This window comes from Streptomyces sp. CA2R106, assembly GCF_037034245.1.
Classification (GTDB): Bacteria; Actinomycetota; Actinomycetes; order Streptomycetales; family Streptomycetaceae; genus Actinacidiphila.
The window spans coordinates 315,315-338,958 of sequence record NZ_JBAGKC010000007.1 but is presented as its reverse complement, the minus strand read 5'-3'; the positions used below and the strand labels follow the sequence as shown (position 1 = coordinate 338,958).

The 23,644-nt window shown below is 73.8% G+C and carries 19 protein-coding genes and 1 pseudogene; 9 read left to right on the top strand and 11 right to left on the bottom strand.

The features are described from left to right. Together WA788_RS13945 and WA788_RS13940 are read left to right on the top strand one after the other, a co-directional pair. Window positions 1–1,402: thioesterase domain-containing protein (locus tag WA788_RS13945; RefSeq protein WP_335976909.1), on the top strand; the 1,402-nt coding region annotated here is incomplete at its 5' end. 245 nt (window positions 1,403–1,647) lie between these two features. Continuing rightward, the gene (locus WA788_RS13940; protein ID WP_335976907.1) at window positions 1,648–4,551 is read left to right on the top strand and encodes a helix-turn-helix transcriptional regulator; all 2,904 of its coding nucleotides are present in this window, start codon (window positions 1,648–1,650) and stop codon (window positions 4,549–4,551) included. A gap of 81 nt (window positions 4,552–4,632) precedes the next feature. On the opposite strand, the gene WA788_RS13935 is transcribed toward WA788_RS13940, so the two are convergent. From WA788_RS13935 to WA788_RS13905, 7 genes are all read right to left on the bottom strand, one after another. Then, the gene (locus WA788_RS13935; protein ID WP_335976906.1) at window positions 4,633–6,279 is read right to left on the bottom strand and encodes a ricin-type beta-trefoil lectin domain protein; all 1,647 of its coding nucleotides are present in this window, start codon (window positions 6,277–6,279) and stop codon (window positions 4,633–4,635) included. 269 nt (window positions 6,280–6,548) lie between these two features. Continuing rightward, on the bottom strand, window positions 6,549–8,783 hold the full coding sequence (locus WA788_RS13930; protein ID WP_443034027.1) for a glycoside hydrolase family 3 N-terminal domain-containing protein: 2,235 nt from the start codon (window positions 8,781–8,783) through the stop codon (window positions 6,549–6,551). 71 nt (window positions 8,784–8,854) lie between these two features. Then, complete coding sequence (locus WA788_RS13925) at window positions 8,855–10,789, bottom strand: glycoside hydrolase 5 family protein (RefSeq protein ID WP_335976903.1); 1,935 nt, start codon at window positions 10,787–10,789, stop codon at window positions 8,855–8,857. Between the two features lie 70 nt (window positions 10,790–10,859). Continuing rightward, complete coding sequence (locus WA788_RS13920; protein WP_335976902.1) at window positions 10,860–11,912, bottom strand: LacI family DNA-binding transcriptional regulator; 1,053 nt, start codon at window positions 11,910–11,912, stop codon at window positions 10,860–10,862. After that, window positions 11,909–12,736, bottom strand: coding sequence for a carbohydrate ABC transporter permease (locus WA788_RS13915; RefSeq protein WP_335976900.1), 828 nt, complete (start codon window positions 12,734–12,736; stop codon window positions 11,909–11,911). The genes WA788_RS13920 and WA788_RS13915 overlap by 4 nt, the downstream gene beginning before the upstream one ends. A 13-nt stretch (window positions 12,737–12,749) precedes the next feature. Then, a complete protein-coding gene (locus WA788_RS13910; protein ID WP_335976898.1) occupies window positions 12,750–13,700 on the bottom strand; it encodes a carbohydrate ABC transporter permease in 951 nt (316 codons plus the stop codon). A 133-nt stretch (window positions 13,701–13,833) separates the two neighbouring features. Beyond that, window positions 13,834–15,123 carry an ABC transporter substrate-binding protein gene (locus tag WA788_RS13905; RefSeq protein ID WP_335976896.1) on the bottom strand — a complete coding sequence of 430 codons (1,290 nt, stop codon included), beginning with the start codon at window positions 15,121–15,123 and terminating at the stop codon, window positions 13,834–13,836. A 122-nt stretch (window positions 15,124–15,245) separates the two neighbouring features. Between WA788_RS13905 and WA788_RS13900 the strand changes: the two are divergent. After that, window positions 15,246–15,371: pseudogene (locus WA788_RS13900) on the top strand (MerR family transcriptional regulator); the annotation flags it as partial. A gap of 96 nt (window positions 15,372–15,467) precedes the next feature. Continuing rightward, window positions 15,468–16,145, top strand: coding sequence for a Type 1 glutamine amidotransferase-like domain-containing protein (locus WA788_RS13895; protein ID WP_443034026.1), 678 nt, complete (start codon window positions 15,468–15,470; stop codon window positions 16,143–16,145). Window positions 16,146–16,355: 210 nt separating this feature from the next. Here WA788_RS13895 and WA788_RS13890 read toward each other — a convergent pair whose 3' ends face one another. Together WA788_RS13890 and WA788_RS13885 are read right to left on the bottom strand one after the other, a co-directional pair. Continuing rightward, entirely contained in the window at window positions 16,356–16,805 is a 450-nt protein-coding gene (locus WA788_RS13890) for a DUF2267 domain-containing protein (protein ID WP_335976892.1), read from the bottom strand. A 172-nt stretch (window positions 16,806–16,977) separates the two neighbouring features. Further along, on the bottom strand, window positions 16,978–17,406 hold the full coding sequence (locus WA788_RS13885) for an Hsp20/alpha crystallin family protein (RefSeq protein WP_335976890.1): 429 nt from the start codon (window positions 17,404–17,406) through the stop codon (window positions 16,978–16,980). Window positions 17,407–17,551: 145 nt separating this feature from the next. On the opposite strand from WA788_RS13885, the gene WA788_RS13880 reads away from it, so the two are divergent. Then, complete coding sequence (locus WA788_RS13880) at window positions 17,552–18,205, top strand: type III effector protein (protein ID WP_335976888.1); 654 nt, start codon at window positions 17,552–17,554, stop codon at window positions 18,203–18,205. 33 nt (window positions 18,206–18,238) lie between these two features. Beyond that, window positions 18,239–18,832, top strand: coding sequence for a GNAT family N-acetyltransferase (locus tag WA788_RS13875; RefSeq protein WP_335976886.1), 594 nt, complete (start codon window positions 18,239–18,241; stop codon window positions 18,830–18,832). Window positions 18,833–18,901: 69 nt separating this feature from the next. Here WA788_RS13875 and WA788_RS13870 read toward each other — a convergent pair whose 3' ends face one another. Next, a complete protein-coding gene (locus WA788_RS13870) occupies window positions 18,902–19,567 on the bottom strand; it encodes a TetR/AcrR family transcriptional regulator (RefSeq protein WP_335976885.1) in 666 nt (221 codons plus the stop codon). A 100-nt stretch (window positions 19,568–19,667) separates the two neighbouring features. Between WA788_RS13870 and WA788_RS13865 the strand changes: the two genes are divergently transcribed. Next, window positions 19,668–20,612, top strand: a complete 945-nt coding sequence (locus tag WA788_RS13865) for an SDR family NAD(P)-dependent oxidoreductase (protein ID WP_335976883.1) — start codon at window positions 19,668–19,670, stop codon at window positions 20,610–20,612. A gap of 43 nt (window positions 20,613–20,655) precedes the next feature. On the opposite strand, the gene WA788_RS13860 is transcribed toward WA788_RS13865, so the two are convergent. After that, the gene (locus WA788_RS13860; RefSeq protein ID WP_335976882.1) at window positions 20,656–20,889 is read right to left on the bottom strand and encodes a hypothetical protein; all 234 of its coding nucleotides are present in this window, start codon (window positions 20,887–20,889) and stop codon (window positions 20,656–20,658) included. A gap of 93 nt (window positions 20,890–20,982) precedes the next feature. Between WA788_RS13860 and WA788_RS13855 the strand changes: the two genes are divergently transcribed. Both WA788_RS13855 and WA788_RS13850 read left to right on the top strand, forming a co-directional pair. Further along, the gene (locus tag WA788_RS13855; RefSeq protein WP_335976880.1) at window positions 20,983–21,474 is read left to right on the top strand and encodes a hypothetical protein; all 492 of its coding nucleotides are present in this window, start codon (window positions 20,983–20,985) and stop codon (window positions 21,472–21,474) included. Between the two features lie 660 nt (window positions 21,475–22,134). Further along, window positions 22,135–23,622 (top strand): amino acid permease, encoded by a 1,488-nt coding sequence (locus WA788_RS13850; protein ID WP_335976878.1) that lies wholly within the window; start codon window positions 22,135–22,137, stop codon window positions 23,620–23,622. The last annotated feature ends 22 nt before the right edge of the window (window positions 23,623–23,644 follow it).

The following is a 23,644-nucleotide window of genomic DNA, read 5'->3' as shown; positions in this document are numbered from 1 at the left end:
CACCCGGCTGGACCTCGGCGCCCTCCGCACCCGCAACGACCTCCCCCCGCTGTGGCGCACCCTCGCCGGGCAGCCCGCCCGCCGCGCCGCCGGGAGCCACCACGCCGAACCGGCCGACCTGGCCCGCCGGTTGGCCGAGCTGCCCGATGCGGCGGCGCGGGACGCGTACCTGCTGCGGCTCGTCGCCGACCACGTGGCCCTCGTCCTGGGCCATGCGCCGGGCGACGGGCTGGACGTGACGAAGGAGTTCCGCGAGTTGGGCTTCGACTCGCTGACCTCCGTCGACCTGCGCAACCGCCTCCAGGCGGCCACCGGTCTGCCGCTGCCCGCCACGCTCGTCTTCGACCACCCGGACGCCGCCACCCTGGCCGGTTTCCTGGGGACGAAGTTCGGCGGCATCGGCGGCCCGTCCGCCGCGGCGGCGGCCGAGACACCCGCGCCGAGGGACCCGATGCAGGACCTCTACCTCGGGGCGCTGGAGAGCGGCCGGGCCGACCTCGGCGACGCGTTCGCACTCAGCGCGGCGCGGCTGCGCCCCCGTTACGGCCACGCCGAGCGGGAGGCGCGGCGGCCGGTGCCGGTGCGGCTGTCGGCGGGGGAGAGCGGCCCGCACCTGGTCTGCGTCTGCCCGCCGCTGGCGCTGAACGGGCCGCAGACGTACAACCGGTTCGCGGCCGAACTGGCCGCCGACTGGAAGGTGTCGGCGCTGGTGGCGCCCGGGTTCGCGGCGGACACCCCGCTGCCGGAGAGCGGCGAGGTGCTGATCGCGACGCTGGCCGACGCGGTGCAGGAGTACGTCGGGGACGGCCCGTTCGCGCTGGCCGGGCTCTCCTCCGGCGGCGTGCTCGCCCACGAGATCGCCCGGGAGTTGCAGCGGCGGGGCCGTGACCCGCTGGCCGTGGTGCTGCTCGACTCGTACCCGATGAACAGCCCGGTGCTGAAGCGCTGGAAGAACGAGATGGCCCGGGTCGGGCTGGAGCGGGCCCGTGCGCTGGACCGGCGTCAGGCCGACGAGGGGTTCCGGCTGGAGGAGATCACCGCCTCGGCCTGGATCTGCGGCGAGTTGCTGCTCGACTGGGAGGCGCGGGGGCTGGCGGTGCCGTCGTGCCTGGTCCGCGCCAGTGAGCCGGTGGTGGCCGAGGACGGCCACGGCGCCGGCTGGCAGACCCCGGTGGCGGCATCGCAGGTCATCGACGTGCCGGGGGACCACTTCAGCATCATGGACCGGCAGTTCGCGGCGTCCACGGCGGCCGCCGTACGCGACTGGCTCGCGGAGGTGACCACCCAGGCCGCCTGCGTACCCGCCCCCTTCGCACCTGCCGATGGCGTATCCACCGACGGCGTATCCACCGACGACGTATCCACCGACGACGTACGCGCCGACCAGGTCTCCGCGGACTGACCTGCCGGCTCCGCCCCGATCGGCGGGGACCCGGGCGCACGCCGGGTCCCCGCCCCTACGCCGTTGCGCCCCGGCGCCCCCCCCGCCCGCCCGGTCTTGCGCGGATCTTGACCCGTCTTTGAGCTGGGCTCGGCAGGCTCTCCATCAGCATCAGGAACTCACATGCGTCACAGGCGTCCGGACGCCGGGTGGCGCAAGAACCCTTGCGAGACGCCGCAACGACCAACAGAGGGGTTCCCAGTAACATGCTGGAGCGCGACCAATGCCTCGATCAGCTGACCGAGCTGCTGGACCGATGCGCCGAGGGGAACGGCGCGACGGGTGTCATCAGCGGAGCGGTGGGCTTCGGGAAGACCACACTGCTGGAGGCCGTGGCGGCCAGAGCCGCGGCCCGCGGGTACATGGTGCTCGGCGCAGTCGGGTCCGTCGTCGAGAGCGCGATTCCGTACGCGGTGGTGGAGCAGCTCTTCCAGAGCGCCGAACTCGCCGGTACCGGCGCCGACATGCAGGCCCAGCTCCAACGAGCCCGGGAGGAGCAGGAGGAGACCGCGCACCTGCGGCCGGCGGCAGGGGCCGCCCAGACCTTACAGGCCCTCCACGGGCTGCTCGCCGAACTCGGCGCGCGGCAGCCGGTGGTGCTGTGCGTCGATGACATCCAGCACGTCGACGCCGAGTCGCTGGCGTGCCTGCTGCACCTCATCCGGCGCTGCCGCCGCAACCCGGTGGCGATCCTGCTCACCCTCGGCCCGTCCGGGGCGGCCCCCTGCGCGGGGATACTCGCCGAGCTGGCCTGCCGGCCGGGCGTGGCCCACGTACGGCTGGGCGCGTTCGACGAGGAGGGCATGGCCCACCTGATAGCGGACCGGTTCGGGCCGGCCGCAGCCGAGCAGTACGCGCCCGGCTTCTACGCGATGAGCGGTGGCAATCCGCTGCTCGCCCAGGCCCTGGTCAGCGACCACACCGCCCGCCCGGCACACCCCGAGACCGGCTACCACCAGGTCGCCGCGGACCTGTTCCGCGAGGCGTCGGTGGCCTGCACCCGCCGCAGCGGCCTGCACGGCCTGCGGGTGGCCCGCGGGCTGGCGATCGCCAACGGCGCCGGTTCGCCGAGGCTGCTCGCCCAGCTCGTCGGGCTGGAGAAGTGCGAGGTCGACGCGGCGATGAAGATCCTCACCGAGTCCCGGCTGATCGAGGGGCTGCGCTTCCGGCACCCGGCGATCCGCTCGGCGGTCCTGGACAACATGTCGGCCACCGACCGGGCCCGGCTGCACCACCGCGTCGCCGGGCTGCTGCGCAACGACGGCGCGCCCGTCATCGTGGTCGCCCAGCACCTGATAGCGGCGGGCGCGGTGGAGGACGAGTGGGCGCCGCGGTTCTTGATGGACGCGGCCGACCAGGCGCTGCGCGAGGACCGGGTCGCGCTGGCGGAGCAGTGCCTGCAACTGGCCGACAACTGCTGCCACGACCGGCGCAAGAGCCATGTCATCAAGGCGAACCTGGCGCGGATCAAGTGGCGCGACCAGCCCGAGGCCGCCGCGCGGATCATGCTGTCGCTGGTGGGGCCGGCCAGGAGCGGGGACCTGCCGGGCGCGCTGCGGCTGAAGGTCGCGAACCGGCTGCTGGTGCAGGGCCGGGTCGCCGACGCCGTCGAGATCATGGCGCCGCTGTACGCCGAGGCCGCCGCCCCCGGTCCGGCGGCGCAGGCACCCGCGGCGCAGGCACCCGGTCCGGCGCCGCACCGTGCCGCTGCCCAGCACCACGCCCCCGCGGCGCCCGCGACGGCGCAGGGCCGCGTACCGGCACAGCAGCCGGTCCCGGCGCGGCCGCTCGCGCTGGAACTGGACGTGACCCGGCTGTGGCTGGCGTTCACCTACCCCGGGGTGCACCAGCAACTGGTCGGCGACCTGCCGGCCGGGCGGCACCGGCCCCCGCCCTCGCACCAGATCGGCCGCCCCCGGCTGTCCGCGATCCACACGCTGTGGGCGGTGCTGACCCGCGGCGCCGACGACGTGCTGGTCGCCGAGGCGGAGCGGGTGCTCCAGCACCTCCAGGTCGAGGACGACACCATCAGCTCGCTCAACTCCGCGATGGCCGCCCTGGTATACGCCGACCGGCTGGAGTCGGCGGCCGTCTGGTGCGGCCGGCTGCGGACGGCCGCGACCGAGCGCCACGCCCCGACCTGGCACGCCCAGTTCACCTCGACGCGGGCGCTGATCGCGCTGCGCCGGGGCGCGCTGCGCAGCGCCGCGGAGTCGGCCGAGGCCGCGCTGCGCAGCATGTCGGTGGAGGCGTGGGGCGTGGAGATCGGCATGCCGCTGGCCACCGCGATCGAGGCCAGGACCGCGATGGGCGACCACGCGGCCAGCGCCGAACTGGTCAACACCCCGGTCCCGCCGGGCCTGTTCGGGACCCGTTTCGGGCTGCACTACCTGTACGCGCGCGGCCGCCACTACCTGGCCACCGGCTACCACGACGCGGCGCTCGCGGACTTCGTCCAGTGCGGGGAGAAGGCCCAGGCGTGGGACCTGGACTCGCCGACGCTGGCGCCGTGGCGGACCGGCGCGGTCGAGGTGTGGCTCCAGCGCGGGCAGCGGGAGCGCGCGAGCCGGCTCGCCGACGAGCACCTGGCGCTGGTGCGGCGCGGCCAGCGCCGCACCCTCGGGGTCGCGCTGCGGGTCCAGGCCACCACCCGGCCGGTCGCGCAGCAGGCCCAACTCCTGGGCAGCGCCGTGGACATGCTCCAGTCCGCGGGCGACGACTACGAGTTGGCGCTGACCCTGGTCGAGCTGTGCCGCACCCACCAGCGGCAGGGCGCAGCCGCGCAGGCCCGGCTGCTGGTCCGGCAGGCGTGGCGGATGGCCGGGGAGTGCGGCGCCGAAGGGCTGTGCTCCTCGCTGATGCCGAAGTCCGTCGGCGCGGTCCCGGCGGAGCAGCCGCGCAGCCTGCCCCCGGCCGACGACGTGGTCGCCAACGTGCTGTCCGAGGCGGAGCTGCGGGTCTGCTCGCTGGCCGCCCGCGGCCACACCAACCGCGAGATATCCGACAAGCTCTTCGTCACCGTCAGCACCGTCGAGCAGCACCTCACCCGCGCCTACCGCAAACTCAACATACGCCACCGCCGCGAGCTGCCCGCCAGCCTCGCTTCCTGACCGCCCGCCGCCCGCCGCCGCTCACCGGCGCCGCCCCGCCCCTCCACGAGGAGCGGGGCGGCGCCGTACGGTGCCCGCGGATCAGGAGGGGAGGTGCCAGACCTGGGCGGAGGTGCCGTTGCAGGTCCAGATCTGGAGCTGGGTGCCCTCGGAGGTGGAGCTGCTGGGGTCGTCCAGGCACAGGCCGGAGTGCGGATTGAGCAGGGACCCGTTGGACTGCGGCTGCCAGACCTGCGCGACGGTGCCGTTGCAGTCGTAGAGGTCGACGGTGGTGCCGGACGTGGTGCCGGCGTTGTTCACGTCCAGGCACTTGCCCAGCACCTGGAGGGTGTTGCCGGACGCGACGGTCCACTGCTGGGCAGCGCTGCCGTTGCAGTTCCAGATCTGGATCGGGTTGAAGTTCGCGGTGTTCGAGGAGCGGTCGTCCACGCACAGCGAGGAGGCGACGCCGGCGGTGATCGGGCCGGTCGCGGTGGCGCTGCCGCTGCCGTTGAACGCGCCGAGGCCGTTGGGCGTGCCGAGGCCGGTGGGGCCGTCGTAGCCGGTGGTCGCGTTGCACAGGTAGGAGGTGCTGCACGAGCCGTCGGAGCCGGACGTCACGTCGTTGAGCGCGCCCGCGTGGCTGTAGAGGACGGACGCCGCGGAGGTGCTGGGCGCCCCGGCCAGCGCGTAGGTGGCGGCGATGATCGGGGAGGAGGCGCTGGTGCCGCCGACCACGAACCAGCCGCCCTCGCCGTAGGTGTCGTAGACGGCCACGCCGGTGGCGGGGTCGGCGACCGCGGAGACGTCGGCGACGGTCCGGTTGCCGCCGCACCCGGTGTCGGTCTGCCAGGTCGGCTTGGACTCCCAGGACGAGCAGCCCGCGCCGGAGCCGGACCACGCCGTTTCCGACCAGCCGCGCGTGGTCCCGGAGTTCCGGTTCAAGGTGGTGCCGCCGGCGGCGACGACGTACTTGGAGGTGGCGGGGTAGCTCACGCCGTAGCCGCCGTCACCGGAGCTGGCGACGTCCACCACCCCGGCGTGGTTGAAGTCCGCGTCGGCGCCCGCGTCGCCCGAACCGTCGCCGGTGCCCCAGCTGTTGGAGATGAAATCGGCGCCGAGGGACACGGCGAGGTTCTGCGCCGCCTCCAGGTCGCCGGACTCGATCACCAGGATGTGGCACAGCGGGCACACCGCGGAGACCATGTCGACGTCGAGGGACGCCTCGACGCCCCACCCGGTGTCTCCGCTGGGGTAGTTGCTCTGCTGGCCGCTGCCGTTGACCTTGCGGAAGCAGCCGTTGGCCGTGGTGCACGCGGGCAGCCCGTACTGGGCGCGGTAGGTCGCCAGGTCCGACTCGAGGTTGGGGTTGTCGGCCAGTTCGGTGACGGCCACGGTGGCGCCGCCGCCCTTCGAGGCCGCGGCCGAGGCGAGGTTGTACGCCTGCTGGAGGTCGGAGGGGCTGTAGCCGGACGGCGTCGCGTGCGGCGACAGCGCGTTGTCGTGGAGCGCCTCGATGTCGGTGCGGACCAGCGCGTAGCAGACCGGGGCGCCGGGGTGCAGCGGCTTGGAACACGCGTGGTCGGTCGTCACCTGGCTGCCCGTCGTCTGGCCGGTCGTCGCCTGGGCGGTTGTCGCCTGGCCGGACGCGCCGGCCGGCGCGGCCAGGGCGTGGGCCGAGGCCGGCGACGCGGCGGCCAGTCCGGCCGCCGCGGCCAGCGCCAGCACCCACTGGGCGTATCTCTTCATGTCTCACCTGCTCGTGTGAGGGTGGTGGGGGAAACCGGCGGGGGCCGGCGGCCCTTGGGCAGGGGCCGCCGGCCCGCACCGGAAAGCGCTCTCCCCGCGAGCGGTGTCCGGAACGGAGGGGTGGGGCGGTGGTGCGGAGGCCGCTTGGCAACGTTGTCGGATCGCAGGCGGCCGAGGCGGTGCGGTGGAGGTGTGCCGTGGGGGGAGCGCTCATCGAAATTAGCCACACGGCATGCACGCGTCAATACGTCCGGCCGCCGGCACGGTCCTCAAGGCCGGGGCGCGGTGATCTCCAGGGAGGCGCCCTGCGTACGGGTGGCGCAGGGCCCGGTCTCCAGGGACACGGTGCCGGGCTCCACCCGCCAGGTGAGGCTGCGGTCGAGCGAGGCCAGGGTGTCCGCGCCGACCTCGAAGACCGCCTCGCCCTCGGCGCCCGGTGCGAGCAACACCCGTGTGAAGGCCCGCAGTTCGCGCACCCGCGGCCAGGACGAGCCCCCGGTCAGCCGGCGCAGGTAGAGCTGGACGGTCTCGTCGGCCGGGCGGCTGCCGACGTTGCGGACGGTGACCCGGCAGGTCAGCGTCGGCGCGTCGGCCCCGACGCTGCCGCACGACAGCCGCGGCGGACCGTAGTGGACCTCCGTGTAGGACAGGCCGTGCCCGAACGGGTAGCGGGGCAGATGGGTCTGGTCGACGTAGCCGCGGTAGCGGTGGTCCTTGCCGTTGTAGAAGACCGGGAGTTGGGCCGCCGAGCGGGGGACGGACACCGGCAGCCGCCCGCGCGGCTCGTGGACGCCGAAGAGCACCTCGGCGACCGCCCGCCCGCCGCGCGGCCCGGGGTACCAGGCGCTCAGCACGGCGGCGGCCCGGCCGTCGAGGTCGGGCAGCGCGTGCGGACGGCCCTGGACCAGGACCACCACGACCGGCGTGCCCGTCGCCGACACCGCGTCCAGCAGCGCCAGTTGGCCGGCCGGCAGCGCCAGGTCCGCGAGGTCGACGCCCTCGCCGCAGGTCATCCCGGGGGCGGCGCCGGAGGAGACCACGGCCGCGCCGTTGTCGTCGAAGGCGGTGCCGGCGGACCGGGCGCTGGAGCCGCCCAGCACCAGCACGGCCACGTCCGCGCCCGCGGCGAGCGCTGCGGCTTCGGGCACCTCGGAGACGTCGTCCCCGACCAGGGCGCAGCCGCGCGCGTAGCTCACCTCGGTGCCGGGCGCGGCCGCCGCACGGACGCCCTGGAGGACCGTGATGCCGCTGCCCGGCCGCTGCGGCGCGGTGTAGTCTCCGATCTGCTGCTCGACGCGGTCCGCGTTCGGGCCGAGCACCGCGATCCGGCCGGTGGCCGGGGACAGCGGGAGGACGGCGCCGTCGTGCGCCAGCAACGTGAGCGACGCCCGGGCGATCCGCTCGCCCACCTCAGCGGCCGACTGAAGCGGCCCGGCGGCGTACGGGCCCGCGCCGGCGGACGTGCCGCCGGCCGGCGCACCCGCCTGCTCGAACAGCCCGAGCCGGAACTTCAGCGTCAGCACCCGCGCCACCGCCGCGTCCAACGCGGCCTGCGCCACGAGCCCTTGCTCCACCGCCTCGCCGAGCCGCGCGAAGCAGGCGTCCCACAGGCTCAGGTCGCAGCCGGCGTCCAGCGCGAGCGACGCGGCCGCCACCGGGTCCCCGGTCAGCCGCACCAGCCGGTCGACGGCCCCGCCGTCGGCCATCACGACCCCCTCGAACGCCCAGCGCTCCCGCAGGACTTCGGTGAGCAGGTAGCGGCTGGCGACGCACGGCAGCCCGTCGAACTCGTTGTACGCCGCCATCACCCCGCTCGCACCGGCCGCCACCCCGGCCCGCGCCGCCACGAGATGGATCTCGTGCAGCTCGCGCGCGCCCAGCTCCGTCGCCGCGCTGTTGCGCCCGCCGAGCGTCGCGCCCTGCCCGGCGAAGTGCTTCAGCACCACGCCGACCCCGGCCCGCCCGGTCCCGTCCACCAGCGCCTCGGTCAGCCGGGCGGCCAGGTGCGGGTCCTCCCCGAAGCACTCCTCGGCGCGCCCCCAGCGCGGGTCGCGCACCAGGTCCAGCGCGGACACCAGCGCCAGGTGAGCGCCCCGGGACCGCAGTTCGGCGCCCGCCGCTGCCGCCGCCTGCGCGTACAGCTCCGGGTCGAAGGTCGCGCCCACCGCGAGGTTGACCGGCAGCACGCTGCCGTCCAGGGCCTGGTGGCCGTGCGGCATCTCCTCCACCAGCAGCACCGGGATGCCCAGCCGGGTGTGCTCCCGCACGTGCCGCTGCACCTGCTCGGCCATCGCCGCGCCCGCGGCCGCGTCGAGCCCGTCGTCGAAGCCGACCCCGGACCAGGGGTCGGCCCGCTGCAACCCGTACAGCGCGCCCATCCCGCCGAAGGCGGCGACCTCGGCGCGGAACGCGGCCGTCAGCCGGTGCCCGCCGCCGGCCCGCTCGTAGGCGTCCCAGCCGTACATCCGCTGGTTGACCTGGCCGACCTTCTCCGCGAGCGTCATCCGGTCCAGCAGGTCGCGCACCCGCTCGGGGACCGGCGCGGCCGGGTCGAGGTAGCGCGGGCCGGGGCGCGTCACCGCAGCTCCAGCACGGCGACCCCGTACGCGTCCAGCGCCACGTCCGCCACGGCCGCGCCGTCGTGCAGGCCGTGCAGGGTGCCCTCGGCGGCCGGGCGCACCGTCAGCGGCTCGGCGCTCTGGCTGACCAGCCACACGAACCGGCGGCCGTCCTCGTGCACCAGCACGTCCGCGCTGACCCGCGGGTCGGCCACGGTCACCGGCCGCCGCACGCCCGCCACCCGCGCCAGCGCCGCGTACAGCCGGTGGGTGTCCTCGGGGTTGGCGTGCGCGGTGCGGGCCGCCATGTGCTCCAGCGGGTAGGTGGCCAGCACCGTACGGCCCGCGCCGATCTCGCGGACGACCAGCGCCGGGCGGCCGTGCGCGTCCACCGCCACCACCCGGCCGGTACGCGGCTCCACCGGCAGGTAGGCGCGGCTGTCCTCGTTGCCGGCGACCGGGAAGCGCAGCACCTCGCCCGCCGGAAGGTCCCCGAACGGCTCGGTGAACGTCATCTCCAGCACGGCGTCCTCGATCGGCTCGGCCACCCCGTAGGACAGCTGGAGCTCCACCCCGAACAGCCCGTCCAGGTCGTCGAACCACGGGCCGCGGGTCGCCGGGTGCTCCCCGGAGCAGAAGGACAGGTAGACCGTCGCGCCCGCCTCGGCCCGGGCGGCCAGCTCCCGGCGGGTGCGGGTGGTCAGCTGCCGGGTGGCGGGCAGCAGGTACAGCGCGGCCTGCCCGGGCAGCTGGTCGGCCTCCCGCAGGAAGCCCACCGCCAGGTCGGCGGCGCGCGCGGTGACGTAGCCCTGGTGCAGCGAGGTGAAGATCAGCGGCCGGTCGGCGGGCCGGCTGTAGGGGTAGCCGCGCTCCAGGAACGCCGGCACCACGAAGGCGGCGTCGGCGTCGGCGCGGGAGCAGCGCGCGAAGTCCACCGCCTTGAGCACGCCGGCGAACGCGGCCAGCTCCCGCAGCGGCTCCTTCGGCGCGCCCGTCGCGTCCGTGATGCCGAAGTGCATCTCGAACGGGTGGTGGTCGTAGGGCGAACGGTCCCACAGGCCGTCGTAGTCGGTGTTGTTCCAGGCCATCCAGCCCGTCGCGCCGCCCAGCAGCGAGTTGTGCAGGGTCTGCCGGTAGTAGTGGCCCGCGTTGCGCGCCGAGACCGCGTCCGTGGACAGCCCGAACTCCTCCAGGACCACCGGCTGCCCGGTCACCGCCGCCAACTCGCACTCGAAGGCCGCGCGGTAGTGCTGCCGCGGCCGGTCGGTGTCGGAGCGGTACACGTGCGGGCCGACGAAGTCCACGTACTCGGCGGTCTCCCGCAGCGAGAACCCGTTGTCCCGGCCGGTCACCTCGATGCCCCAGGCCCCGTCGCCCAGCGACACCGGCTGGGTGGCGCCGGTGGCCCGCACCGCGTTGCACATCGCCTGCGCCCACGCGGTCACCACGTCCGAGGACGGCGGGTCGACCTGGTAGATCCGGCCGTAGCCGGGCATCTCGTTGGTGATCAGCCAGCCGGTGACCGCCGGGTGGTCCTTGAAGCGCCGCGCCATCCGCGACACGAACCACGCCTGCCGGCCGACCATCCACACGTCCTCGTACAGGTCGCGGCCGCCGCGCCAGACCGGGTCCCAGTTCTCCCCGGACATGTGGCCGACGATGAAGGTGGGCACGGTGCCCATGCCCGCCTCCCGGTGCGCGTCGAGGAAGTCCTCGAAGCGGGCGCAGCACTCCTCGTCGATCCGGTGCGGCTCGGGGTGGAAGTCCGGCCAGTAGAAGAAGGAGCGGGTCGTGTTCAGTCCGTGCTCGGCCAGGACCCGCAGCTCCTCGCGCACGGTCTTCGGGTCGTAGTCCCGCCACATCAGCGGACCGCCGGTGCGGGACCAGAAGTTGGCGCCGAGCCAGGGCAGGACGTCGGGCTGGTGGGTGAGCTGGGCGCTGTGGCGTCGCATGGTCCTTCTCGGGGTGTTCGGGATCGGGTGGAGCGGTGGTGCGGTGGTGCGGTGGTGCGGTGGTGCGGGCTCAGGCGGGGCGGCCGGGGGCCGGGCCGGTGGACGCGCGGACCACCAGGCGGGGCAGTCCGGTCAGGGCCGTCCCCTCGACGTCCTCGCCGCACAGCGACAGCAGCAGCCGGGCGGCCGCCGCGCCCACCTGCTGCACCTGCTGGTCGACGGTGGTCAGCCGCGGGTGCAGCCAACTGCCCAGCGGCAGGTTGTCGTAGCCGACGACCGACAGGTCCGCCGGCACGCGCAGCCCGGCCCGCTGCGCGGTGCCGATGCCGCACACGGCCATCGAGTCGTTGGCGTAGACGACGGCCGTCGGCCGGTCGTGGGCGCGAAGCAGCGCCTCGGTCGCGCCGACCGCCATCCGCTCGCTGAAGTCGGTGTGCAGCACCGCGAACGGCCGCAGCCCCGCGGCGGTCAGCGACTGCTCGAAGGCGGCCCGGCGCAGCCGGGTGTGCTGGAGCTCGGGCGGCCCCGCCACATAGGCGACCCGCCGGTGCCCCAGGCCCAGCAGGTGCTCGACCGCTGCCGCGACCCCCACCCCCTGGTCGCTCAACCCCACCCGCGGCACCACGGCCGTGTCGTCGGGGGACCCGAGCAGCACCGCGGGCAGCCGCAGCCGCGCCAGCAGCGCCGGGCGGGCGTCCTCGTCGCGGGCGTCGGTCAGCACCGCGCCGTCCACCCGGCCCTCGGCGGCCAGCCGCTCGTACAGCGCGTTCTCCTCGCGCAGCCCGCTGACCAGGTGCAGCAGCAGGCCGTAGCCGCGCGGCGCGAGTTCGCCCTCGATACCGGTGATCAGCTCGCTGAAGTGCGGGTCGGCGCCCAGCACGTCGGTGGGGCGGCGCACGACCAGGGCGAGGCTGCGGGTGCGCGCGTTGCGCAGCGCCGCCGCAGGGGCGCTGGGCGACCAGCCCAGCTCCGCGGCCGCGGCGAGGATACGGCGCCGGGTCGGCTCGGACAGCCGGCCCTTGTGGTTGAACGCCTGGGAGACCGCGGCCGTGGACACCCCGGCCGCGGCGGCCACTGCCTTGATGGTCGGCCGCCGCGGCGCCCGTCCGGTGGGCGCGGTCACATCTTCACCGCGCCGCTGACCAGCGCCTGCTGCATCCGCCGCTGTAGGACGGTGTACACCACCCACACCGGTATGAGCGTCAGGACGGTGCCCGCGGTCAGCACGCCGTAGTCGGTGCCGGTGATCGACTGGAGCGTGGGCAGCGCCACCTGCACGGTGCGCTGCGAGGGGTCGGGGCCGATGATCACCAGCGAGTACAGGTACTCGTTCCAGAACGTCAGGAAGTTCAGCAGCAGCACCGTCGCGATGCCCGGCAGGCACATCGGCGTGTAGATGTGCCGCAGCACCGCGAACGTGGACGCCCCGTCCAGCCGGGCGGCCTCCTCCATCTCCGGCGGGATGGTCCGCATGAACTGCACCAGCACCACCACCGACAGCGGCAGCGCGGTCGCCGGCAGGAACAGCACCATGAACGTGCGGGTGTGGAACAGCCCGGTGGCCGCCGCCAGCAGGAACGTCGGGAACAGCGCGGCGAAGGTGGGGATCAGGAACCCGAGCGAGAACACCTTCTCGATCACCCCGGCCGCCCGGCCGGTGGAACGGGCCAGCGCGAACGCCGCGGGCACCGCCAGCAGCAGCGTCAGCGCCAGCGCGAAGAGCGTCACCAGGCCGGAGTTGGCCACCGCCAGCCCCAGGTGGCCCGTCCGGTACGCGGTGGTGAAGTTGTGCAGCCCCAGCGACTTCGGCAGCGCGAACGGATGGGCGAAGATGGCGTCGTTGCTCTTGAACGCCGACGCGAGGAAGTAGTACAGCGGGACGACGAGCAGCACCGCGTACGTCCACACCAGGATGTGCGCCGGGAGCCAGCGCTTGCCGAACTTCATGGCTCAGGTCCGATCAGTAGGTCTGGCGGAAGACGCGGCGGATGGCCAGCAGCCCGACCAGCCCGGTCAGGAACAGGAACACCCCGACGGTCTGGCTGTAGCCGAGGTCCGAGGCGATGAACGCCTTCTGGTAGACGAGGAAGGACAGCGTCGTGGACGACGTCCCCGGCCCGCCCTGCGTCAGCAGCAGCACGTGCTGCGCGGAGCCGAAGAGCGTCCACAGGAACTGGAGCATCGTCACGACGCCCACGTAGTCGCGGATCACCGGGAAGTGGATCGTCCACATCGTCCGCCAGTGCCCGGCCCCGTCCAACTGCGCGGCCTCGCCCAGCTCGTCCGGCACGCTGCTCAGCCGGGCCGCGAAGAGCACCGCGGTGAAACCGATGCCGCCCCAGATGTCCAGCGCGATCAGGCAGGCCAGCGCCGTCGAGGGCGACGCCAGCCAGGCGTCCGTCAGCGACCCCAGCCCGACGTCCTTCAGCGCCCCGTTGAGCAGGCCGTCCGGCGACAGCGCCGCGTAGAAGACCATCGCCTTCGCCGGGGTCGATATCAGCCCCGGGATGAAGAGCAGGTAGCGGATGACGCGGTGCCCGGGCGGGCGCTGGGCCACGTAGTAGCCGAGCATGTACGCGCACACGATCATCACCGGGACCGCGACCGCCAGTTGGATCGCGGTGTTGGACACCGCGTCCCAGAACGTCGGGTCGTGCACGACGGTGCGGACGTTGCCGAACCCGGCGAAGGAGACCGGCTGGAGCATGCCCGGCCAGCGCAGGGCCGCGATGACGAAGATCGCGAGCATCGGCCCGACCATGAAGACCAGGTACCAGAGCAGCGCCGGCACGGCGAGCACGGTGCCGCCCTGCCGGGGCGTGCGGCGCCCGGGGGAGGCGGGGGCCGGGACCCGTCGGCGGGGTCGGCGGGTGGAGGCACCGCCGTCCGGTGTCGTCGTCAGCGTCGTCATGCGGTGACTCCCGGGGTCGGGTCGGCGGAGCGGGGACGGGGGTGGGCGCAGGGGCCGCGGAGTGGGCCGGGGTGGGCGCCGGGGCGTGTGCCGGGGTGGGCGCGGGCGGTGGCGGGGCCTGCGGTGCGGCGGTTCATGCGGACCGGTACGCGGACTCGAGCGCGGCACGCACCTTCGCCGGGCTCGTCCCGCGCGTGAAGGAGGTGCTGGTCGCGGTGATCAGCGGCTGGGTGGCGGCCGGCGGCACGAACACGTCGGGCAGCAGCACCTCGCTCACCGTGGAGCCGAGCCGCTGCGCGGCGGCCACCAGTGGGAAGCCCTTGCTCACGGTGTCCGTACGCACCGCCATGTCCCGCCCCGCCTCGGTCACGAACCGCGAGACCGTGTCGGCGCTGTACATGAACCGCAGGAACTTCTCGACGTGCCCGATCTTGCGGACGCCGTTCGGGCTGATCCAGAAGCCGATCAGGGTGAACGCCCTGATGATCGTCGGCCGGTCGTGCGCCGCGCCCTCGGCCAGCGGCCAGCCGCCCACCTCCGTGTGCCGCGCGACGTCCGCCGGGACCTTCGCCAGCGCGGACGACATCGCCGACTGCGCGGCGGCCGCCTGCGTGTTGTACTGCGTCGACATGATGTCCGAGGTCAGCCCCTGCGCCTTGTCGGCGAAGACGCCCGCGTCCCGCAGCATCGTGAAGTACTCGATGCCCGCGCGGGCGCCCCGGCTGCCGAAGTCGCCGGTGGAGTACGCGTGCCGCGCCTCGTCCTCGGTCAGGAACGTCTGGATGATCTGCGCCAGCAGCTTCTGCCCGGTCCAGTCGTTGCCGCCGACCGTCACCGGGGCGATGCCCTTGGCCCGCAGCTTCCTGGCCGCGGCCATCAACTCGTCCCCGGTGGTGGGTACCGCGTCCACGCCCGCCTTGTCGAGCAGCGCCCGGTTGTAGGCGACCGGCCAGTTCGTGGCGAAGTACGGGAACGCCCGCAGCCGCCCCTTGTCGTCCGTCCACGCCGACAGCGCCGCGGGCAGCACCCGGTCGCGCAGCCCCCAGTCGTCGAGGTAGCCCTTGACGTCCACGGTGGCGTCGACGTCGGTCCAGGTCAGCGTCTTGTCGTACAGGTTGACCATGACGACGTCGGCTTCCTTGCGGGCCAGGCGCGAGGTCTCGTAGACCTGGCCCAGGTCGTCCCCGTTGATCAGGTTCTTCACCTTGATCCCCGGGTTCTGCCTGCGGAAGCGGTCCACGGCGGCCAGGTAGGTCGGCGAGCCCGTGGCGGTGGTGCCGAGCTGGGTGTGGACGACGAGGGTGTCCGGATCGGAGTCCGACGCGAACAGCGACGAACAACCGGACAGAGCGGGCAGGGCGGCAGCCGCAGCCAGACCGGAGCCGGCGGCGAGCAAACCGCGCCGGGTCAGCGATGAGCGCACAGCGTGGGTCTCCAACCAGGCGGTTAACGATTGGTTAATCGATGTACCTCGTGAGGTGCGAGGACTTTAAAGACCCGCGAAGCTCTGGTCAAGGGCTTGCGCCCGGCAACCGCCCCACCCGAGCAGCGCCCCCTGCCCCGCGCAGCGCGGGCGGGCACCGGCTCTATGACCCGGCCGGAGCGGCGCGACTGGAGTTGGTGGCCACCCTGCGCCAACTCGGCCTCAGCCATGCCGAGGTCCGGCGTGTGCATGGTCCGGGTGCGGCCATGACATGGTGGCGCCTGTGACGTGTTGGCGAACGGCTGGTTGCCGACGCGCGTGGTCAGCACTTCGGGAAGGACATGATGAAGCTTCTCCTCACCGACTCCGGCATCACGAACGAGAGCATCCAGGATGCGCTGGTCGGCCTGCTGGGTAAGCCGGTTGCCGAGTCCAGCGCCCTGTGCATCCCCACCGCGGGGTATGCGGGCCCCGGCGCCGATCCGGGCGGACCATGGCGATTCATCAGTGGACGATCTGCGAACCCGATGACCGCACTGGGGTGGAAGTCGGTGGGCGTGCTGGAACTCACCGCGCTGCCCAGCATCGAGGAAGCGCTCTGGGTCTCCTGGGTCCAGGCGGCCGACGTCCTGCTGGTCAACGGTGGTGACGCGCTGTACCTGTGCCACTGGATGCAGCAGTCCGGGCTGGCCGAACTCCTGCCGTCGCTGCCCGACACGGTCTACGTGGGACTCAGCGCCGGGAGCATGGTGATGACGCCCCGTGTCGGCGAGGACTTCGTGGGCTGGAAGCCGCCCGCCGGCGGCGACAGCGCGCTGGGGGTGGTGGATTTCTCGATCTTCCCGCACCTGGATCACCCGGCCTGTCCGGAGAACACGACGGCTGCGGCGGAACGGTGGGCGGCCGGTATCGGGGGCCCCGCGTATGCGATCGACGAGCAGACCGCTATCAAGGTGGTAGACGGCGCCGTGGAAGTGGTCTCCGAAGGGCGCTGGAAGTCGTTCGAGGGCGCCCGCCAGTAGGCCATCGCAACTCGCCGCCTACCGGCCGACGTTCGTGAGCGACCCAGAAGTACGAGGTCGGGCGTGTCGACGAGAGCAGTCGGGTGGCGCCCGTTTGCACATCGAGCTCGCTGTCCTAGGCATGCCCCGGGGTCGCGGGGATGCGCCACGGCCCGCCCCGCGCCCACCCGGGGCCCCGGGAGAGGCCGGGGCCGGGGAGCGGGTGGGCGGTCAGGCGGCCGGGGTGAGGGGGGTGAGTTCGGCGCGGCCGAAGAGGAGGGCGTAGCCGCCCGGGAGTTGGCGCAGGATGCGGGTGAGGAGGTCCGGGCCGGCGAGGTCGGCGACGGTGGACAGTACGGAACCGGTGTCCCAGCGGGTGGTGGCCGGGCTCGCGCCCGCGCGGGTGGCCAGGTCCTTGACGAACCCCCACCCGGTCAGGGGGTGGAGGTCGGGTACCTGGTTGCTGAGGACGCGGGCGGCCTCGAAGGGCAGGCGGGCGGCCAGTTCGACGCGCTCGTCGCCGGTCACCTGGCGGCCGAGCCCGGACAGGACGAGGCGGACGGCCTGCTCGGCGCGCTCCCGCGTGGGATAGGCGCCCTCGTAGCGGACCCGCTCCAGCATCTGGTCGTACGTCATCGTCGCGGACGAGTCGTGGGGGAGCGGTGCATGCCGGTCGGACATCACTGCTGTGCGTGCCTTTCTGCGGTGATGGGGTGGTGGGGGGCGGGGTGGTCCCGTGGTCCCGTGGTGAAGGGGGATGGCGCGGCGGGGCGGAGGACGGGCCGACGGGGGCCGTGCGCCCGTCGGCCCGTCCTCCGCCGTTCGGCCGCCGCCGCTGGCGGCGGACCCGGCCTCAGCCGGCGATCTGCTTGCGGGAGCCGTCGCCGACAGCGACCTTGCGCGGCTTGGCCCGCTCGGCGATCGGGATGCGCAGCGTCAGCACCCCGGCCTCGTAGTCCGCCTGGATGCGCTCGGTGTCCAGGGTGTCGGCCAGCACGATCTGGCGGGAGAAGACGCCCAGCGGACGCTCGGAGAGGTCCATCTTCACGTCGTCGCTCTTCGAGGTGGGCCGGCGCTCGGCCCTGACCGTCAGCATGTTCCGCTCGACGTCGATGTCGATCGCCTCGGCGCTCACGCCCGGCAGGTCGAAGGACACCACGTACTCATCGCCTTCGCGGTAGGCGTCCATCGCCATCGCGGAGGGGCGGGACCAGGTACCCGGGGCGGTCAGCTGCTGGGCGAGCCGGTCGAGTTCGCGGAACGGGTCGGTGCGCATCAACATCGCGAAACACCTCCAGAAGGTTCGGGCAGTACCTGCCAATGCGCTTCAACGATTCCGTTGTACCATGTCATCCAATGGATGACAAACGTGGTGTCGTCGAAAGGATGACGCGCCGATGACACAGGGACCACAGGGAGAAGCGCCCATGCCGGAGACCGACCAACCGCCCCCGCCCGCCGACGAGCAGGGCCCCGCCTCCTTCCTCGCCGCCGCCGCGGCCCTGGAGGCCATCCGTGACGCGCTGCGCACCGCCCAGGACGAGGCGTCCGCCGCCTCCTGGCAGGGCACGGGCCCGGAACAGGCCCTGGCCTCCCTCCTCCTGCTGCGCCAGGTCAGGGAAGAGCTCGCCGGGTGGGAGACCGGCCTGATCGAGACCGCCCGCGGCGCCGGCGCCAGCTGGGCCGACCTCGCCCACCCGCTCGGCGTCGCCAGCCGCCAGGCCGCCGAGCGCCGCTACCTGCGCAACCGCCCCGGGCCGGCCGGCGCCACCGGGGAGCAGCGCGTCCAGGCCACCCGCGACCGCCGCGCCGCCGACCGCGCCACCGGCGTCTGGGCCCGGCGCAATGCCGCGGAGCTGCGCCGCATCGCCGGGCGGATCAGCGCGCTGACCGACCTCCCGGCCGCGGCCCGGCTCCCCCTCGGCCGGCTCGACGAGGCCCTCGCCCAGGACGACCCCGCCGCCCTCCTCGCCCCCCTGACCGCCGCCCGCCCCCACCTGGCCGACGGCCACCCCCGCCTCGCCGCACAACTCGACGACACCCTCACCGGCGCCACCGCGCCGATACCGAAACGCGGTTGAGCGCCCCCGCCCGGACCGTGCATCATCCGCCACGTGGAGACGTATCTGGAGACCGAGCGCCTCGCGTTGCGCCGTTTCACCGCGGACGACGCCGACCTGCTGATCGAGCTGGACAGCGACCCCGCGGTGATGCGCTACCTGACCGGGGGCGAGGCGACCGCGCCGGAGGCCGTGCGCGCACGGCACCTGCCGTCGATCGTCGACGGCTACGCGAAGTGGGGCGGCGAACTCGGCCTGTTCGCCGCGTACGAGCGCGACGGCGGGGCGTTCGTCGGCTGGTTCTGCCTGCGCCCCGAGCCGGACGGCCCGCGGGAGGAGGCCGAACTCGGCTACCGGCTGCGGCAGCCGGCCTGGGGCCGGGGATACGCCACCGAGGGCTCGCGGGGCTTGCTGCACAAGGGGTTCACCGCGCTGGGGCTGCGCATGGTGTGGGGCGAGACGATGACCGTCAACCGCGGGTCGCGCGCGGTCATGGAGAAGGTCGGCATGACCCTCGCGGGGGCCCTCCCCACGCCTGCGAGCATGGCGGCGGTGGAGGGCGCCGAGCACGGCGGCGTACGGTACGAGATCACCCGGGCGCAGTGGCTGCGCCGCCGGCAGGACCCGGAAACGGCCCTGACCAGCTGACGGGGAGGCCGTACCACCTCCCTCTTCCCCCGGACCGGGGGGCCGAACGGGTGCGGCGCGGGGCGGGGGTCAGGTGCGCGGCAGGATGCCCAGGAGCGCGGAGGTGAAGGAGGCCCGCAGGGCGTCGCGCAGTTCCAGGTGGAGCACGCCGAGCGCGGGTTCCTCCGCGTAAGCGGCGAGGAGGCTGGGGGGCGGCGGGACGTAGGCCGCCAGGGCGCCCGCCGAGACCAGGCCCATCAGGCAGAACAGCTGGGTGTCGTCGCCGAGTTCGGGCACGTGGCGGCGGACGAGTGCGGTCATGTCCGCGAGCCGCGCGAGGGAGGACCGCTTGTGCCGCTTGACGACCTCGACCGACACGTTGTGCTCCAGGACGCCGCCCTGGGCGCCGAAGAGGTCGCACAGCACTTTCCGGTCGGCCAGTGACCGGCTGAGGATCTCGGCCAGCCGGCCGGCCCGTGCGTCCGGTGCGGCGTCCGCCTCGATGCCCGCGGCCAGCTCGCCGGCCAGCTCGGCAAGCCAGCGGCCCATGAAGTCGTCGAGCAGTTCGAGCAGCACCGCCTCGCGCGACTCGAAGTAGCGCAGGACGTTCGACTTGGCCAGGCCCACCCGCCGGCTGAGCTCATTGAGGCTCACCTCGGCGACGGGCATCTCGTCCAGCATTGCCGCCGCCGTGTCCAGGATCGCCCGGCGGCGGATCTCCCGCTGCTCCTCGCTCCTCGCCCGCTGAAAGGTCACGTCCTCAGCCTAGCTTGCAGACCGCCGGTCTCTTGACATGAGACCGGCGGTCTCTTACGTTGGCGGTGGTAACAGACCACTGGTTCTTTAGGAGTGCGCCATGGGTGACAACTGGACCGAGCGGGACATCCCCGACCAGCGCGGCCGGGTGGCGGTCGTGACCGGTGCCAACACCGGGCTGGGCTTCGAGACCGCCCGGATGCTCGCGGAGCGCGGGGCGGCGGTGGTCCTGGCCGTCCGCGACGTCGAGAAGGGCAGGCAGGCGGCGGCCCGCATCGCCGCGGGCGCCACCGCCGCTGCCATGGGCCCTGTCACCGTCCAGGCCCTGGACCTGACGTCCCTGGAGTCGGTCCGCTCCGCGGCGGCCGACCTGCGCGCGGCCCACCCGCGCATCGACCTGCTCGTCAACAACGCGGGCGTGATGTACACCCCGCGGCGGACCACCGCCGACGGCTTCGAGCTGCAGTTCGGCACCAACCACCTCGGCCACTTCGCCCTCACCGGCCTGCTGCTGGACCGGCTGCTGCCCGTCCCCGGCTCCCGCGTCGTGACGGTCAGCAGCACCGGCCACCGCATCCGGGCCGCCGTCCACTTCGACGACCTGCAGTGGGAGCGCTCGTACAGCCGCATCGGCGCATACGGCCAGTCCAAGCTGGCCAACCTGATGTTCACCTACGAACTTCAGCGCCGGCTCGCACCGCACGGCACCACCGTCGCGGTGGCCGCGCACCCCGGCGTGTCCAACACCGAACTCGTCCGCAACACGCCCGCGCCGCTGCGGATGCCCGTCACCTGGCTCGCGCCGCTGCTCACCCAGAAGCCCGAGATGGGCGCGCTCCCGACCCTGCGCGCCGCCACCGACCCCGAGGCCGCCGGCGGGCAGTACTACGGCCCGGGCGGACGCGGGGAGATCCGCGGCTACCCTAGGCCCGTCGCCTCGAGCGCCGACTCCTACGACGCGGCCGCCCAGCAGCGCCTGTGGGCCGTCTCCGAGGAACTCACCGGGGTGACGTTCCCCGCACTGCTCGGCGCGCCCAGCGCGTGAGCAGCGCGGTGGCGCCGCCCTCCGCGGTCCGGTGGCGGCGGGTTCACGCCCGCCAGTTGCCCCCGGGCTGCCGGCGCTGCCGGACGAGCTCCTCGTACACCGCTGAGCCCGCCGCGGCCGGATACGCCTCGAAGCCCACCCAGTCCGTCCCGTGGTACTCGCGGAAGAACAGGTTGGCGATGGTGCCGTTGACCTCCACGGTGGTCACATGGACGGCCGGAACCCGGAACGGCTCCTCGCGCGGCGGTGCGCGGTCGGGGCACGTCGGTGCGGACACCACCGGGCGGGGCGGGGGCGCGGGGGAAACGGAGCGGGCATGGGTGTGCCGCGCCGGTCCGGGCAGGCTCGGGGTAGGCCCTCGACCGAGGGCGTGACCAGACCGGGCGGGCGGGCCATGCTGGAGATCACGCAGAAGCACGGATGGAGCCGTGACCACGAGATCGTCCTCGACGGCGTCGCGGTGGGGCACTGGCGGCGGCGCGGCAGACGCTCCGGCGGGCCGCTCGAACTGGCGGGGGAGACCTCGGAGTTCCATGTCGCCCGATGGGGCCGGTCCTACGAACTGCGGGCAGCCGAGGGTGTCCGGGCCTCGGCCCACCGCGCCGGGCGGACGTGGGAGGTGGTCTGCGACGGTGCCGCATACCGTCTGGAGCGGGTCTCGCGGTTCCGCCGGCCGTGGCGGCTCGTGCACCAGGGGCGGGACCTGGGCACGTTCACCCGTATCCGCCCCGGTCGGGGCGTGACCGCCGAACTCGGCTCCGTACCCTTGCCCGCGCAGGTCTTCGCCGGCCTCGTGGTGCTCTCCCTGTGGCAGCGCCAGGACGCCGCGACCGCCGGCGCCGTGGCCGCGTCCGGCAGTTGAGGTGCCGCGGCCCGCGCCGGCCGTCCGCCGGAGCGCTCCTGCCCGGACCGGGCGGCGCGGGAGGAGCCGTGGGGGAGCGGTGCCGCCCGTTGCGCTGGAGCACCGCGCTGACCTGTGCGGACTTCCCCGCGGCGCACGCACAACCGGTCAGTTGTCTGATCAACACGGATCATCAACGGTCGCGTTGGTCGCTGTATAAATCTCCTGCGGTCAAAAACGGGCAGTCCAGGTCCGGTTCGCGGAGCGGGGAGGTGCGGCGCGTGCACGCCACGGAGCGCCGGCGCCGGCATCGGCACCGCACCCGCGGCGGTGCGCGACGTGCGCCACGGCGGCGGGTCCCGCCGCCGACCCGGCGGCCGCCGACCTCGGCGGCGTACCGCGTGGAACCGGCCTGACCAGAGCCGGTCCGGTCCCCGCCGGTGCCCGGAGACTTCACCGGCGGTCTCGCGCAGCCGGATGCGCACGGGCCACCATGGCACATCCGGCCCACCCGGTCGCCGAGCCCGATCCGTCCCCGGCCCTCCGCACCGCACCACACCGCACCGCATCGGACCGGACCGGACCGGACCGGACCGGACCGCCGATCCCCCCCACCCACCCGCCCGTTCCGCGCAGCGGCAGGCCGCCCCTCACCGTCCCCCACCGATTGCTGAGGACACCATGAGCACACAGCAGACGACCGACGCTTCCGGCCCCGAGCCGCCGGCCCCGGACGCCGCGCCCCCCGGTGCGGAGGGACCGTCCTCGGGCGGCCTGCGGGTGGGGCTCAAGAGCCGGCACCTGTCGATGATCGCGATCGGCGGTGTGATCGGCGCCGGCCTGTTCGTCGGCTCCGGTTCGGGCATCGCCGCCGCCGGCCCCGCCATCCTCATCTCGTACGCCCTGGTCGGCGCGATGGTCGTCCTGGTGATGCGGATGCTGGGCGAGATGGCGGCCGCGTACCCGACGTCGGGCTCGTTCTCCGCGTACGCGGACCGGGGGCTCGGGCGCTGGGCGGGGTTCTCCATCGGCTGGCTGTACTGGTTCTTCTGGGTCGTCGTGCTCGCCGTCGAGGCGACCGCGGGCGCGACCATCCTCCAGGGCTGGATGCCGGCGGTGCCGCAGTGGGGCTGGGCGCTGATCGTGATGGCCGTGCTCACCGCCTCGAACCTCGCGTCGGTCGCCTCCTACGGCGAGTTCGAGTTCTGGTTCGCCGGGATCAAGGTGGTGGCGATCGCCGCGTTCATCGTGATCGGCGTGCTGGCGCTGTGCGGGGTGCTGCACGGCGACAGCACGGGCCCCGGCCACAGCTCGGCGGGGCTGTCCAACCTGACCTCCCACGGCGGGTTCCTGCCGAACGGCCCGGGCGCGATCCTCACCGGCATCCTGATGGTCGTCTTCTCCTTCATGGGCAGCGAGATCGTCACTCTCGCCGCCGGTGAGTCCGCCGACCCGCGCAAGGCCGTCAGCCGCGCCACCAACAGCGTCATCTGGCGCATCGCGGTCTTCTACATCGGCTCGATCTTCGTGGTCGTCACGCTGCTGCCGTGGAACGACAAGTCGATCACGAAGCACGGCAGTTACGTCGCGGCGCTGGACTCCGTCGGGATACCGCACGCCGGGCAGGTGATGAACGTCGTGGTGCTCACGGCGGTGCTGTCCTGCCTCAACTCCGGCCTCTACACCGCCTCCCGGATGGCCTTCTCCCTGGGCGTGCGCGGCGACGCCCCCAAGCCCTTCGCCCGTACGAGCCCGCGCGGCGTCCCGCAGGTCGCGATCCTCTCGTCGGTGGCGTTCGGCTTCCTCGCGGTGTTCTTCAACTACAAGTGGCCCGACAGCGTCTTCGCCTTCCTGCTGAACGCCTCGGGCGCGGTCGCGCTGTTCATCTGGCTGGTCATCTGCTGCACCCAGCTGAGGATGCGCGCGATGATCCTCCGCGACGACCCGGACAAGCTCGTCGTACGGATGTGGTTCTTCCCGTACCTGACGTGGGCGACGATCGCGATGATCGTCTTCGTGCTCGGATACATGCTCACCGACCACGATGCCCGCAAGCAGGTGCTGCTGTCGCTGCTCGCCGCCGCCGTGGTGATCTTCGTCGCGCTGGTCCGGGAGCCCGTCGCCCGGGCGGTCGTCCGGCGCCGCCCGAGCGCCTCCCAGCCCTCCTGACGCCCGGCCGCCGCCCCCGGCC